Genomic DNA, 13,744 nt, shown 5'->3' with positions numbered 1-13,744 from the left:
GATCCCCCTGTGCCAAGGCTGGGCCGAATCGCCCCGCCCGGTCGGGCCCGGCGCCGACATGCGCGGGTCGTTTTCGTGCCGCGCCGCGCAGCCGTCAGAGAAAGCTCTGCGGATCGATGTCGATGGCGAGCCGCAGATTCGCGGGCAACCGCAGCTGCGCCGTCCATTCGGCCAGCGCCGCCTGCAAAGGCGCGGCCTTATCGGCCTTGACCAGAAGCCGCACCCGGTGACGGCCACGCACCCGCGCGATCGGCGCGGGCGCAGGGCCGAAGACCTGCGCGCCGATCCGGCGCAGCGGCGCGTCGAGCCGCGCCAGCCGGTTGCCCAGATCGAAGGCGGCCTGCATGTCCGGCGAGGAGATGACGATCCCGGCCATGCGGCCGAAGGGCGGCACACCCGCCGCGCGGCGCGCCGCGGCCTCGGCGGACCAGAAGCCTTCCTCGTCGCCCGACAGGATCGCGCCGATCACCGGATGCTCGGGCTGGAAGGTCTGCAACAGCGCCGTGCCCGACGCCTCGGCCCGGCCCGCCCGGCCCGCCACCTGCCGCATCAATTGAAACGTCCGCTCGGCGGCGCGCAAATCCGAGCCCTGAAGCCCGAGATCGCTGTCGATCACGCCGACCAGCGTCAGCTTGGGGAAATTGTGGCCCTTGGCGACCAGCTGCGTGCCGACGACGATGTCGGCGGCCCCTTCGGCGATTTCGAGAATGCGCGCTTTCAGCGCGCGGGCCGAACCGAACAGGTCCGACGACAGCACCGTCACGCGGGCGTCCGGGAACAGCGCCTGCGCCTCTTCGGTGATCCGCTCCACCCCCGGCCCGACGGCGGCGAGCTTGCCCGCCACCTCGCAGTTCGGGCAGGTCTCGGGCATCGGCGCGGTTTCACCGCATTGGTGGCACATCAGCCGCTTGAGGAACCTGTGCTCGACCATCCGCGCGTCGCAATGCGTGCAGCCGATCTGGTGGCCGCAGGCGCGGCAGATGGTCAGCGGCGCATAGCCACGGCGGTTGAGAAACAGCAAGGACTGCTCGCCGCGCTCCAGCCGCGCGCGCACCGCGCCCTTGAGGCTGGGCGAAATCCAGGCGCCCGAGGGCACCTCCTCGGTGCGCATGTCGATCGCGCGCATCTCGGGCATCACGGCGGGGCCGAACCGGCTTTCGAGATCGACGCGGGCATATTTGCCCTGGCGCGCGTTGACCCAGCTTTCCAAGCTCGGGGTGGCCGAGGCCAGCACCACCTGCGCCTTTTCCAGCGAGGCCCGCAGCACCGCCATGTCACGCGCGTTGTAAAGCACGCCGTCCTCCTGCTTGTAGGAGGTGTCGTGTTCTTCATCGACGACGATCAGCCCGAGATCCGCAAAGGGCAAAAACAGCGCCGAACGCGCCCCGACCACAAGCTGCGCGCCGCCCTCGGCCACCATCTTCCAGCAGCGCCGCCGCTCGGTGGTGGTGACGCCGGAATGCCATTCGGCGGGTTTCGCGCCGAAGCGGGCCTCGACCCGGGTGAGAAACTCCGCCGTCAGCGCGATTTCCGGCAACAGCACCAGCGCCTGCCGCCCCTGTTCCAGACAGGCGGCGACCGCCTCCAGGTACACTTCGGTCTTGCCCGAACCGGTCACCCCCTTCAGCAGCGTCGTGCCGTAGCGCCCGGCCTCGATTCCCTCGCGCAGCCGCGCCGCCGCCGCCGCCTGATCGCCGGTCAGCGCCTTACCCGGCATGGCCGGGTCGAGCGGCGGATAGGGCACGTCGCGCGGCGCCTCCTCCTCGGCCACGGCGCCGGAGGCCACGAGCCCCTTGACCACCGACGAGCCGACCCCCGCCAGCTCGGCCAGTTCGCCCAGCATGAAGGCCAGCCCGTCATGTTCTTCGAGCAGGTCAAGCACGCGGGCCCGGGCGGGCGTCATCCGCCCCGGCTGGCCATGGCCGCGCCGATAGATCTTGCGCATGCCCGGCGGATCGGTGAGCCCGGGCGCGCGGGTGGCCAGCCGCAGCATCGCGGGCATCGGCGTCAGCGTGTAATCCGCCACCCGGCCGAGGAACTCGCGCATGGCCGGGCGCATCGCGGGGATGTCGAGCACGCGGATCGCGGCGCGGACCTTGGCGGGGTCGTAATCCCCCGCCCCCGGCCCCCAGACCACGCCGGTGACCTTGCGCGGGCCGAACGGCACCTCGACATGGTCGCCCGGCGCGCAGCCGCCCTTGGGCGCGCGGTAATCGAGCACCCGGTCCAGCGGCTGGGTCGTCAGCACGCCGATCAACGCGCCTTCCTCGAATCGGGGCGATGTCATGGGCGGGGCGGTCTCCTCGGGGCCTTGGGCGCGACAGAGCCGCCAACATGCGCCGCGCGCCCGCCCGCTTCAAGAGAGCGCCCCCTCGCGGCGCGGGCGCGCGAGGCCGGGCATCATGGGCCCGCGGTGATGCGCGGGCCGGGGATCGCGGACCCGCCATGTGGAAAGCGCTGTTACGCCGCTGCGTCACTTGCTAGACCAAGGCCGAAACCGCCCCCGCGCGGGGGCGCCCGATTTCGAAGCGGCGTGCAAGGCGCACGCCACCTGACAGGGAGAGACCCCATGAAATTCTTCGTCGACACCGCCGAGATCGACCAGATCCGCGAGCTCAACGATCTGGGCATGATCGATGGCGTCACCACCAACCCGTCTCTGATCATGAAGTCGGGTCGCGACATCAAGGAAGTGACCAAGGAGATCTGCTCGATCGTCGACGGCCCCGTCTCGGCCGAGACCGTGGCGCTCGACGCCGAGGGCATGATCGCCGAAGGCCGCGAGCTGGCCAAGATCGCCGAGAACATCGCCATCAAGGTGCCGCTGACCTGGGCCGGCCTCAAGGCCTGCAAGACGCTCACCGACGAAGGCCGCATGGTCAACGTCACGCTGTGCTTCTCGGCCAACCAGGCGCTGCTGGCGGCCAAGGCGGGCGCGACCTTCATCTCGCCCTTCATCGGCCGCCTCGACGACATCAACACCGATGGCCTCGAGCTGATCGCCGACATCCGGCAGATCTACGACAATTACGGCTTCGAGACCAACATCCTCGCCGCCTCGATCCGCTCGGCCAACCACATGAGCGAATGCGCCAAGATCGGCGCCGACGTCGCCACCGCGCCGGCCTCGGTCATCAAGGCGATGGCCAACCACGTGCTGACCGACAAGGGCCTCGAAGGCTTCCTGAAGGATTGGGAAAAGACCGGCCAGAAGATCCTCTGATCGCCTGACCGACCTCTGGCGGGGCGCTGTGCCTTCCGGGCCGCGCCCCGCCGCATTCTTGCCACATCGGGGCGCATCGCCCTCCGGCGGCTGCTATGATCGACCGGATGCGACAGCCCGGACCCGCCCAGATGACAGACGACACCCTGCCCGATGACGGGCTGCGCGACCGCATTCTCGCCGATCCCGCCCGTCTGCTCGACGACCCCGAAATCATGCGCGCCCTCGTCGCCGCCGATGCCGAGGCCAAGGGCGCGAATGTCGTCGATTTGCGTGGCCTCGCCATGGAGCGGCTGCAATCGCGGCTCGACCGGCTCGAGGACACGCACCGCTCGGTGATCGCCGCGGCCTATGAAAACCTCGCCGGGACCAACCAGATCCACCGCGCCGTGCTGCGGATGATGGATGCCACCCGGTTCGAGACCTTCCTTCAGGACCTGTCGGGCGAGGTGGCCGACATGCTGCGCGTCGACGTGGTGCGGCTGGTGCTCGAAACCGCCAGTCCCGAGGACGACCCCGCCATCGCGCGGCTGTCCGACGTGCTGTCGGTGGCCGAGCCGGGATTCGTCGTCGATTACGTCACCCAAGGACGCAACGTGCCGCTGCGACAGGTGTCCTTGCGCGCGGTCGAGCCGCAGGAGGCCGGGCCTTACGGCGCGCGCGCGCCCGACATCCTGTCGGAGGCCTGTCTCAAGCTCGATTTCGGGCCGGGCCGCCTGCCCGGCATGCTGCTCCTGGGGGCCTCCGACGCGGAGCGCTTCGCGCCCGCGCAGGCGACCGATCTCATGGGATTCTTCGCCGGGGTGTTCGAGCGGCAGATGCGGCGCTGGCTGTCGTGATCTCGCCCGCGCTCACCGATGCGCTGGGGCGCTGGCTCGACCACGAACGGGCGCTGGGCGGGGCTGCGCAGAACACGCTGACCGCCTACCAGGCCGACGTGCTGGGCTTTCTCGCCTTCATGCAGCGCCACCACACCGAAGCGCAGGGTCTCGCGGCGATCGCGCGGGTGACGGTGTCGGACATGCGATCGTGGATGGCGCATGAGCGCGGCCGCGGCCTGTCGGCGCGCAGCCTGGCCCGGGCGCTGTCGGCGGTGAAGAGCTTCTACCGCTGGCTGTCGGCGCGCGAGGGATTCGAACCCACCGCCGTGCTGTCGACCCGCGCGCCGCGCATGAAGGCGCGGCTGCCGCGCCCGCTCGACGAGGAGGCGGCGCACCGGGTGCTTGAGGCGGTCGAACTGCAATCGACCGAACCATGGGTCGCGGCGCGCGACGTGGCGGTGGTGACGCTGCTATGGGGCTGCGGGCTGCGCATCTCCGAGGCGCTGTCGCTGACCGGGGCCGAAGCGCCGCTGCCCGACACGCTGCGCATCACCGGCAAGGGCGGCAAGGAACGGCTGGTGCCGGTGCTGCCCGCGGCCCGGCAGGCGGTCTCGGCCTATGTGAAGCTCTGCCCGCACCCGATGGATGCCGCGCTGCCTTTGTTTCGCGGCGTGCGCGGCGGCGCCCTGAGCCCGCGGCCGATCCAGAAGGCGATGGAGGCGGCGCGGATGCAGCTCGGCCTGCCGCCCACCGCGACGCCGCACGCCATGCGCCACAGCTTTGCCACGCATCTTCTGAGCGCGGGCGGCGATCTGCGCGCGATCCAGGAGCTTCTGGGCCACGCCTCTCTCTCGACCACCCAGACCTACACCGCGGTCGACGCGGCGCGGCTGATGGAAATCTACGACAAGGCCCATCCCCGCGCCTGACACCCGCTATCCGATGCGCGTCAGGCGCGTTGCACCCGGCCCGGCTTTCGGCCATGAGGAGATCCATGACGGATGCGAACAAGGCCCTCGGGGTCCACCTCTTCACCGCCACCGGTGCGGTCTTTGCCATGCTCGCCATGCTGGAGGCCGTGCAGGACGACTGGAGCATGATGTTCTTCTGGCTGGTCGTGGCCTTTGCCGTGGATGGTGTCGACGGGCCGCTGGCGCGCAAATACGACGTGAAGCGCAACGCGCCGATCTTCGACGGGGTGCTGCTCGACCTGATCATCGACTATCTCACCTATGTCTTCGTCCCGGCCTTCGCGCTGTTCGAATCGGACCTGCTGCCGGGCTGGACCGGCTGGGTCGCGATCATCGTCATCACCTTCGCGAGCGCGCTCTACTTCGCCGACAGCCGGATGAAAACCAAGGACAACTCGTTCCAGGGCTTTCCCGGCTGCTGGAACATGCTGGTGCTGGTGCTGTTCGCGCTGTCGCCCAATTTCTGGATCATCCTCGCGCTGGTCGTGGTGCTTTCGGTGGCGATGTTCCTGCCGATCAAGTTCATCCACCCGGTGCGCACCAAGCGCTGGCGCGCGGTGTCGCTGCCGATGGCGCTGGCCTGGACCTTCTTCGCGGGCTGGGCGGCGTGGGTCGATTTCGATCCGGCGAGCTGGGCGCATTGGGGTCTCGTGGTGACCTCGGCCTACCTGATCTGCGCGGGTGCGGCGCAGCAGCTGGTTCATGGGAAGGACGGCTAGAGCCGCGTCAGCACCACGCCCGACACGATCAGCGCCGCCGAGACCGCCTTGGTGCGGTCCATCCGGTCGCCGAAGGCGGCCCAGCCGATCAGCACCGCGAACAGGATCGAGGTCTCGCGCAGCGCGCTGACCAGCGCGATCGGCGCCAGCGTCATCGCCCAGACCGCGATGGCATAGGCCCCGTAGGACGCGACCGCCGCCAGCGCCCCCTGCCCCCAGACGCGGGCGGAGACGCGCAACAGCCCGCGCCCGCGCATCGCGAAGGCCATGGGCGGAAACAGCAGCGCCTGCGCCACGAAGAGCCAGCCGACATAGGCGATCGGATCGCCCGAGACCCGCGCGCCCAAGCCATCGACCAGCGTGTAGCCAGCCGTCCCCGCCGCCGCACCCAGCGCGTAAGGTATGAGCCGCCGGCTCTCGCCCGAGCCCAGCGCGCCGCGCGCCATCCCGAGGATGCCGAGGCCCAGCACCAGCACGCCCGCCACCGACATCGGCTCGATCGCGTCCGACAAAAACAGCGCGCTCGCCACCAGCACAGCCATCGGCGCGGCACCCCGCGCGATCGGGTAGACCCGGCTCAGGTCGCCATGCTCGTAGGCGAAGGCGAGAAAGGTGTTGTAGACCGCGTGGCAGATGGCGGAGGCGGCAACCCAGGGCCAGACCTCGGCTTCCGGGAAGGGCCGCGTCAGCGCCACGGCGAGCCCCATGACGCCCTGCACCAGCGCCAGGATCACCATGCCCGCCACCTTGGAGGCGCCGAGCTTGATCATGGCGTTCCAGCTCGCATGCAGCAGCGCCGCGAGCATCACCGCGAGAAAGACCGGCAGGCTCATCGCGGGCGAACACCGCGGCTGCGTATTTGCCGCGTGGTGAAACAGCGCGCGCGCCCTGCTTCACCATTCTTCAAATACGCAAATCCGGCGCCGCGGCCCGCGCGGCGCCGGAAGGTCGTCACGCCAGTGCCGCGGCGCAGCGCGCGCAGACGCCCGGATGGGCGTGGCGGCCGACATCGGGCAGGATCTTCCAGCAGCGCTGGCACTTCTCGCCCTCGGCGCGTTCGAACACCACGCCGACGCCCTCGACCTCGGGCAGGCGGAACGCCTCGGCGGGCGACGGATCGCCGGTGAGGTAGATCGCCGAGGTGATGCACAGATCCTCGAAGGTCACGCTCTTGAGCGCCGCCAGCGCCTCGGCGTCACGCACATGCACCACCGGCGCCGCTTCGAGCGAGGCGCCGATCACCTTGTCGCGCCGCGCCACTTCGAGCGCCGCCGTCACCACGCGGCGCACCCGGCGGATCGCGGCCCACTTGGCGGCCAGATCGTCGTTGCGCCAATCCTGCGGCGTCTGCGGCATGTCGGTCAGGTGCACCGAGGCGTCATCGCCCGGATTCCGTTCCAGCCAGACCTCTTCCATCGTGAAGACGAGGATCGGCGCCAGCCAGGTCGTCAGGCGCTGGTACAGCAGGTCGAGCACGGTGCGCGCGGCGCGGCGGCGCGCCGTGTCGCCGTCGCAATAGAGCGCGTCCTTGCGGATGTCGAAATAGAAGGCCGACAGCTCCACCGTCGCGAAATCGAACACCGCCCGGAACACGCCCTGGAAATCATAGGCGTCGTAGCCTTCGCGCACGGTCTGGTCGAGTTCGGCCAGGCGGTGCAGCACCCAGCGCTCCAGCTCGGGCATCTCCGCGGGCTCCACGCGGTCGGCCTCGGAGAAGTCCGAAAGCGAGCCCAGCATGAAACGCATGGTGTTGCGCAGGCGGCGATAGCCATCGGCCACGCCCTTGAGGATCTCCGGCCCGATGCGCAGGTCGCCGGTGTAATCCGACTGCGCCACCCACAGCCGCAGGATATCGGCGCCGTACTGCTTGGTGACATCCGCCGGGCTGACGGTGTTGCCCAAGGACTTGGACATCTTCATGCCCTTTTCGTCGAGCGTGAAGCCATGCGTCAGCACGCCCCGATAGGGCGCGCGGCCCTTGGTGCCACAAGATTGCAGCATCGAGGAATGGAACCAGCCGCGATGCTGGTCGGTGCCTTCGAGATAGAGATCGGCCAGCCCGTCCTCGGAGCCGTCCTCGCGGTCGCGCAGCACGAAGGCATGGGTGGAGCCGCTGTCGAACCACACGTCGAGGATGTCGAACACCTGCACGTAGTCGTCCGGGTTCACGGCATCGCCGAGGAAGCGCGCCTTCGCGCCATCCTTGTACCACGCATCGGCACCTTCGGCCTCGAAGGCTTCGAGGATGCGGGCATTGACGGTTTCGTCGCGCAGCAGGAAATCGGGATCGGTGGGCTTGGCCCCCTTCTTGACGAAGCAGGTCAGCGGCACACCCCAGGCGCGCTGGCGCGACAGCACCCAGTCGGGGCGCTGCTCGATCATCGAGTAAAGCCGGTTGCGCGCCGATTTCGGCGTCCATGTCACCAGCTCGTCGATCGAGGTCAGCGCGCGGTCACGGATCGTCTCGCCGTACTGGTCCTGCCCGTCACCGACGGCGCGGTCGATCGCGGCGAACCATTGCGGCGTGTTGCGGAAGATCAGCGGCGCCTTGGAGCGCCAGCTATGCGGGTAGGAGTGCTTGATCTTGCCGCGCGCGAAGAGCTTGCCCGCCTGTGCCAGCGCGTCGATGACGGCCGTGTTGGCATCGCCCTCCTTGCCGTTCGGCTTGAGGATGCGCTTGCCGCCGAACAGCGGCAGGTCGGCGCGGAAGGCACCGTCCTCCTCGACGTTGTAGGTGATCACCTCCGACAGCATCCCCGCGTCGCGGTAGAGCTCGAACTCGTCCATGCCGTGGCTGGGCGCGCAATGCACGAAGCCGGTGCCGTCCTCGTCGGTGACGAAGGGCGCGGCGCGGAAGTCGCGCGGCTGGTCCCACTCGCCCTCGCCGCCTTCGATGCCCGCAAAGGGATGCGCGACCGACAGCCCGTCGAGCGACGGCGCGTCGCCGATCCGCTCCCAGCCATCGACGCGGGCCTTCGCGAGGCAGCCCTCGGCCAGCTTGTCGGCCAACAGGAGCTTGTCGCCGGTCTTGACCCAGTTGTCCTCGGGCGCGCCGGTGATCTCGTAGACGCCGTAGGAGATGTCGGGGTGATAGACCACGCCCTTGTTGGACGGGATGGTCCATGGCGTGGTGGTCCAGATCACGACATCCGCGCCCTGCAGGAGCGGGTCGTCAGAGCCCAGAACCGAAAAGCGCACCCAGATCGTGAAGCTTTCCTTGTCATGGTACTCGACCTCGGCCTCGGCCAGCGCGGTCTTTTCGATCGGCGACCACATCACGGGCTTGGAGCCCTGGTACAGCACGCCGTTCATCAGGAACTTCTGAAATTCCTCGGCGATCACCCGCTCGGCGTGGAAATCCATCGTCAGATAGGGCTTCTCCCACTTGCCGGTGACGCCGAGCCGCTTGAACTCGTCGCGCTGCACGCCGACCCAGCCATCGGCGAACTTGCGGCATTCCTGCCGGAAATCGACGACGTCGACCTTGTCCTTGTCGAGCCCCTTGGCCCGGTACTGCTCCTCGATCTTCCACTCGATCGGCAGGCCGTGGCAGTCCCAGCCGGGGATGTAGCGCGCGTCGCGGCCCATCATCTGCTGGGAGCGGACCACCATGTCCTTGAGGATCTTGTTGAGCGCGTGACCGATATGCAGGTTGCCGTTGGCATAGGGCGGGCCGTCATGCAGCGTGAAGGGACGACGCCCCTCCGCCTTCTCGCGCAGCCGGTCATAGACCCCGATCTCCTCCCAGCGCGCAAGCCAGCCCGGCTCGCGCTTGGGCAGGCCCGCGCGCATCGGAAACTCCGTGCGCGGCAGGTTCAGGGTGTCCTTGTAGTCGGGGGTGTCGGTCGGGGTGTCGGGCGTATCGGCGCACATCGCTGTTCGGTCCTGTCGAAGTCCGGTCGTGTCGGAATGTCTCGTGAAAGGGCGGCGCGGCGTGGGCTCATGCGCCTTGTCCCGGCGGCCCTGATCCTCAGAGCGCCGGGCCGGTAATTCGCTTGATATGGGCGCGAAGGGCCTGCATGGCGCCGCTTATAGGCGCGGCGCGGCGGCGGGTAAAGCGCCGCCGCACCCACCGGTTTTGTTCTTCGAATATACCGCCTCGCCGGTTTCGCCCGCCGCCCCGCCGGCCTATCTGGAAGGCGAAAGGATCCCGCCATGCCAGAGCCCCGCATCGAGGTCAGCCCCGAACAGATCGCCCGCGTCGTGGCGCGGTTCTATGAACGCATCCGCGCCCATCCCGGTCTCGGGCCGGTCTTTGCCGCCCACGTCACCGACTGGCCCGCGCACGAGGCGCGCATCGCGGCCTTCTGGGAAAGCGCGATCCTCGGGCGGCCCGGCTATCGCGGCAGCCCGGTCAGGCTGCACCGCGACGCGCGCGACGTACGGCCCGGCATGTTCGCGCCGTGGCTGGCGCTGTTCGACATGACCCTGCGCGAGGAGCTGCCGCCCGAAACCGCCGCCGCGTGGTCGGCGCTCGCGCATCGCATCGGCCGCACCCTGCGCGCGGGCGTGACCGAACGCGAAACCCTGCCCGGCGGAATCCCCAAGCTGCTCTGAGCTGCGCTAAAGTTCAGCCCCCCTGCCCGGTCAGCCGTCCCGCGCGCCGAACAGCCCGGTCAGCGCCCGCCGCACGAGACCGGTGACGCCGGGGCGCGGCAGGCTGCGGAACGGCAACGGGCGGCAGACCTCGATCGCCGCCACGCCGACCCGCGCGGTCAGCGCGCCGTTGACCACCCCTTCGCCGAACCGCCGCGACACCCGGCTCAACACACCGCCGCCCGCGACCGAACCGACCAGGTCGTCGCCCACGGCCACCGCCCCCGTCGCCACCAGATGCGTCAGCACGGAGCGCGTCAGCCGCCACGCCCCGAGCGTGCCGGAACGGCCGCCATAGATCTCGGCCACGCGGCGGATCATCCGCAAGTTCGAGGTCAGCGCCGCCGTCACATCCGCCAGCGCCAGCGGCACCACCGCCGTCACCGTCGCCACCTGCCGCGCCGCCGCCTCGACCTCGCGCAGCGCCATCGCGTCGAGCGGCGCCAGAAGCGCGCGCTCGGCCAGGCCGAGCACGCCGTCGGCATCGAACATCTCCGCCGTGCGCGCCTCGACCTGCGCAAGCCCCGGCGCCAGCTCGTCGCGCCCGGCATAAAGCGTCACCATCTGCGCCGAGACCGATTTCGCCAGCCCGAGATCCTGCGCGCCCAGCGCCGCCGCCGCGTCTTTCTGGATGTGATCGAGCCGCGCCAGCCTGCGGAACGCCCACGCCTCCTTGACCGCGATCGCCAGCAAGAGCCCCAGCACCAGCGCCAGCAACACGCTGGCGACGAGGCCCAGGACCGGGTTCGCGGCCAGCAGCCCGGTGACCCAGTCCCACGCCGCGACCGACAACATGAAGCCGACCAGCGCGCCCAGCGCCGCAAAGAACCAGCGCGCCAGCTTCGAACGGGGCCGCGCCGCCATCACCGCCACGCGCTGCATCGCGGCGCCTTGCGGCAGGCCGGGCTCGGGCACCGGCGGGGCGGTGGCGGGCGTGACCTCGGGCGCCTGCTCCTCGAGGTCGATCATCACCGGGCCGCGCCGTTTCTCGTCGCTCATGACCGCCTCCTCAAATCCGGTCGCCCAAGAGGAACTCCGCCGCCCGGTCGAGCCGGATATGCGGCGGCCCCTCGCCGGGCTTCAGGCTCAGCCGCGCGGGCGCGAAGTTCATCACCGAATAATCGCCGTCGAGCCACGCCTCCGCCCCGGCCCGCGCAGGCGCCAGAAGCTGCGAGGGATCCTCGGGCAGCGCGCCGGCATGCAGCGCCGCCTGCCGCCCGGTGTCCAGAAGCTTGCCGCGCACCACGTCGATCTCTTCGCCATTATGACTGATCCGGTCCTCCACGGTCGTGCGCAGCGCCGCGATCGACATCGCCTGCGTCTTGGCCCCGGCGAAATCGGCCCGGTCGCGCGCATCGCGCAACAGCGCCTGCGTGATCGCGGCGAGCTTGGCGTGCTCGGTGTGGTGCAGATGATCGGCCTTGGTCGCGGCGAACAGGATGCGGTCGATGCGGCGGCCCTGGAGGATCCGGCTCAGGAACGCGTTCCGGCCGGGGCGGAACGCGCGCAGGATGTCGGCCATCGCGGCGCGCAGATCCTCGACCGCCTGCGGCCCGGCATGGATCGCCGACAGCACGTCGACCAGCACCACCTGCCGGTCGATCCGGGCGAAATGATCGCGAAAGAAGGGTTTGACCACCTCGCGCTTGTAGGCCTCATAGCGCCGCGCCATTTCGCGGCCCAGGCTGCCCTTGGGCGCCGCGCCGCCGGGCAGCGGCGCGAAGGTCAGCACGGGAGAGCCTTCGAGATCGCCGGGCAGCAGGAACCGCCCCGGCGTGCAGTCCGAATAACCCGCCTCGCGCGCGGCGTTGAGATAGGCGGTGAAGCCCTGCGCCAGCGCCTTGGCGCGCGGCTCCTCCAGAGGGGCGTCCGGGTCGGTGGCCCCGACCATCTCGTGGAACGCCGCCGCCTCGGGGATGCTGGCCGCCCGCCGCGCGACCCGCGCCAGCGCCTCCTGCGCCCAGTCGGCATGATCCTTTTCGATCAGGCCGAGATCGAGCAGCCATTCACCGGGATAATCGACGATGTCGAGATGCACGGTCCGCGGCCCCTGCATCCCGGCCAACAGCCCGCCCTGCTGCACCCGCAGCGACAGCCGCAGCGCGCTGGCGCGGCGCGTGCCCTCGGGCCAGCGCGGCTCGGGCGACAAAAGCTGCGCGAGATGACCCTCGTAGTCGAACCGCGCCACCGTGTCGTCGGGCTGCGGCTGCAGCACCGCGCCGAGGATGCGGCTCTGGGCGGCGAATTGCGGCATCCGCCCGCGATCCATCAGATTGGCGACCAGCGAGGTGATGAACACCGTCTTGCCGGCGCGCGACAGGCCCGTCACGCCAAGCCGGATCACCGGATCGCCGAAGGGCGCGGACAGACGGTCCGTCACCCCCTCGACGCCGCGCGTGATGCCCTCCGTGATCGTCCCGATGACCAATGCGCTGCTCCCTGCCCGTCTGGGCGGCAAGATAGGCATGCGCACCCGGATTGGACAGGGGCGCGCCGGGGGCATCGCCGGATTTGCGTATTTGGAGAATGGTGAAAGGGCGCGCGCGCTTGCCAAGCGCCCGGCCCGGCGCTACCCGCAGCGCCATGCCCCGCTATGCTCTCAAGGTCGAATATCACGGCGCGCCCTTCTCCGGCTGGCAGCGCCAGTCCGAACACCCCTCCGTGCAGGGCGCGATCGAGGCCGCTCTCGGGCGGCTGGAGCGGCGCGCGCACACCATCGCCGCCGCCGGGCGCACCGATGCCGGGGTGCACGCGACCGTGCAGGTCGCGCATTGCGACATGGACAAGGACTGGGATCCGTTCCGGCTGTCCGAGGCGCTGAATTTCCATCTCAAGCCCGAACCGGTGGCGATCACCGCCTGCGCGCGGGTCGCGGATGACTTCCACGCCCGGTTTTCCGCCACCTGGCGGCAATACCTGTTTCGTCTCGTGATGCGGCGCGCGCCGCTGACCCATGACAAGGGGCTGGCGTGGCAGGTGCCGCATCCGCTCGACGTGGCCGCGATGCAGGCGGGGGCCGACCGGCTGATCGGGCGGCACGATTTCACCACCTTCCGCTCCTCGATCTGCCAGGCGAGTTCGCCGCTGCGCACGCTTGATCGGCTCGACGTGGAGGCGGTGACCGGCCTTTCGGGCCCGGAGATCCGGTTTCACGTGAAAGCGCGCGCCTTCCTGCACAACCAGGTCCGCAGCTTCGTCGGCACGCTGGAGCGGGTCGGCGCAGGCGCATGGACGCCCGATGACGTGACGGCGGCGCTCGAAGCGCGCTCGCGTGCCGCCTGCGGGCCGGTCTGCCCGCCGCACGGGCTCTACCTCGCGGGGGTGGGATACGACCCCGATCCGTTCGATCACAATTGACCGCGGAGCGGGAACGGGCTGTTGCCTCCTTGTCCCGATAGGATAGCAATGGGGCCA

General features: G+C 69.9%; 11 protein-coding genes. 6 read left to right on the top strand and 5 right to left on the bottom strand.

Going from position 1 to position 13,744, the window contains the following annotated elements; all coding sequences use genetic code 11:
* Positions 1-94: 94 nt before the first annotated feature.
* Positions 95-2,287 carry a primosomal protein N' gene (locus tag LOKHON_RS07175; RefSeq protein WP_017928938.1) on the bottom strand — a complete coding sequence of 731 codons (2,193 nt, stop codon included), beginning with the start codon at positions 2,285-2,287 and terminating at the stop codon, positions 95-97.
* A gap of 282 nt (positions 2,288-2,569) precedes the next feature.
* Here LOKHON_RS07175 and fsa point away from each other — a divergent pair, with 282 nt between their 5' ends.
* From fsa to LOKHON_RS07155, 4 genes are all read left to right on the top strand, one after another.
* Positions 2,570-3,223, top strand: coding sequence for a fructose-6-phosphate aldolase (gene fsa, locus LOKHON_RS07170; RefSeq protein ID WP_017928937.1), 654 nt, complete (start codon positions 2,570-2,572; stop codon positions 3,221-3,223).
* Between the two features lie 131 nt (positions 3,224-3,354).
* Positions 3,355-4,062 (top strand): DUF484 family protein, encoded by a 708-nt coding sequence (locus tag LOKHON_RS07165; protein ID WP_017928936.1) that lies wholly within the window; start codon positions 3,355-3,357, stop codon positions 4,060-4,062.
* The gene (locus LOKHON_RS07160; RefSeq protein WP_017928935.1) at positions 4,059-4,973 is read left to right on the top strand and encodes a tyrosine recombinase XerC; all 915 of its coding nucleotides are present in this window, start codon (positions 4,059-4,061) and stop codon (positions 4,971-4,973) included. The genes LOKHON_RS07165 and LOKHON_RS07160 overlap by 4 nt, the downstream gene beginning before the upstream one ends.
* 65 nt (positions 4,974-5,038) lie before the next feature.
* Positions 5,039-5,734 (top strand): CDP-alcohol phosphatidyltransferase family protein, encoded by a 696-nt coding sequence (locus tag LOKHON_RS07155; RefSeq protein WP_017928934.1) that lies wholly within the window; start codon positions 5,039-5,041, stop codon positions 5,732-5,734.
* On the opposite strand, the gene LOKHON_RS07150 is transcribed toward LOKHON_RS07155, so the two are convergent.
* Positions 5,731-6,567 (bottom strand): EamA family transporter, encoded by an 837-nt coding sequence (locus LOKHON_RS07150; protein ID WP_017928933.1) that lies wholly within the window; start codon positions 6,565-6,567, stop codon positions 5,731-5,733. The two genes, LOKHON_RS07155 and LOKHON_RS07150, sit on opposite strands and share 4 nt — an antisense overlap.
* 118 nt (positions 6,568-6,685) lie before the next feature.
* A complete protein-coding gene (ileS, locus tag LOKHON_RS07145; RefSeq protein ID WP_017928932.1) occupies positions 6,686-9,607 on the bottom strand; it encodes an isoleucine--tRNA ligase in 2,922 nt (973 codons plus the stop codon).
* A 282-nt stretch (positions 9,608-9,889) separates the two neighbouring features.
* Between ileS and LOKHON_RS07140 the strand changes: the two genes are divergently transcribed.
* The gene (locus LOKHON_RS07140) at positions 9,890-10,291 is read left to right on the top strand and encodes a group III truncated hemoglobin (protein ID WP_017928931.1); all 402 of its coding nucleotides are present in this window, start codon (positions 9,890-9,892) and stop codon (positions 10,289-10,291) included.
* 30 nt (positions 10,292-10,321) lie between these two features.
* Here the strand turns inward: LOKHON_RS07140 and LOKHON_RS07135 are convergent, their stop codons facing one another.
* Both LOKHON_RS07135 and LOKHON_RS07130 read right to left on the bottom strand, forming a co-directional pair.
* Positions 10,322-11,329: a YcjF family protein gene (locus tag LOKHON_RS07135; protein ID WP_017928930.1), complete on the bottom strand. Its 1,008-nt coding sequence runs from the start codon at positions 11,327-11,329 to the stop codon at positions 10,322-10,324.
* A 10-nt stretch (positions 11,330-11,339) separates the two neighbouring features.
* Positions 11,340-12,758: a YcjX family GTP-binding protein gene (locus LOKHON_RS07130; RefSeq protein ID WP_017928929.1), complete on the bottom strand. Its 1,419-nt coding sequence runs from the start codon at positions 12,756-12,758 to the stop codon at positions 11,340-11,342.
* A 155-nt stretch (positions 12,759-12,913) separates the two neighbouring features.
* On the opposite strand from LOKHON_RS07130, the gene truA reads away from it, so the two are divergent.
* The gene (gene truA, locus LOKHON_RS07125; RefSeq protein ID WP_017928928.1) at positions 12,914-13,687 is read left to right on the top strand and encodes a tRNA pseudouridine(38-40) synthase TruA; all 774 of its coding nucleotides are present in this window, start codon (positions 12,914-12,916) and stop codon (positions 13,685-13,687) included.
* Positions 13,688-13,744: the final 57 nt, after the last annotated feature.

It is taken from the genome of Limimaricola hongkongensis DSM 17492 (genome assembly GCF_000600975.2).
GTDB classification, from domain to species: domain Bacteria; phylum Pseudomonadota; class Alphaproteobacteria; order Rhodobacterales; family Rhodobacteraceae; genus Limimaricola; species Limimaricola hongkongensis.
The sequence above is the reverse complement of the archived record's forward strand: the minus strand, read 5'-3'. Positions and strand labels throughout refer to the sequence as shown.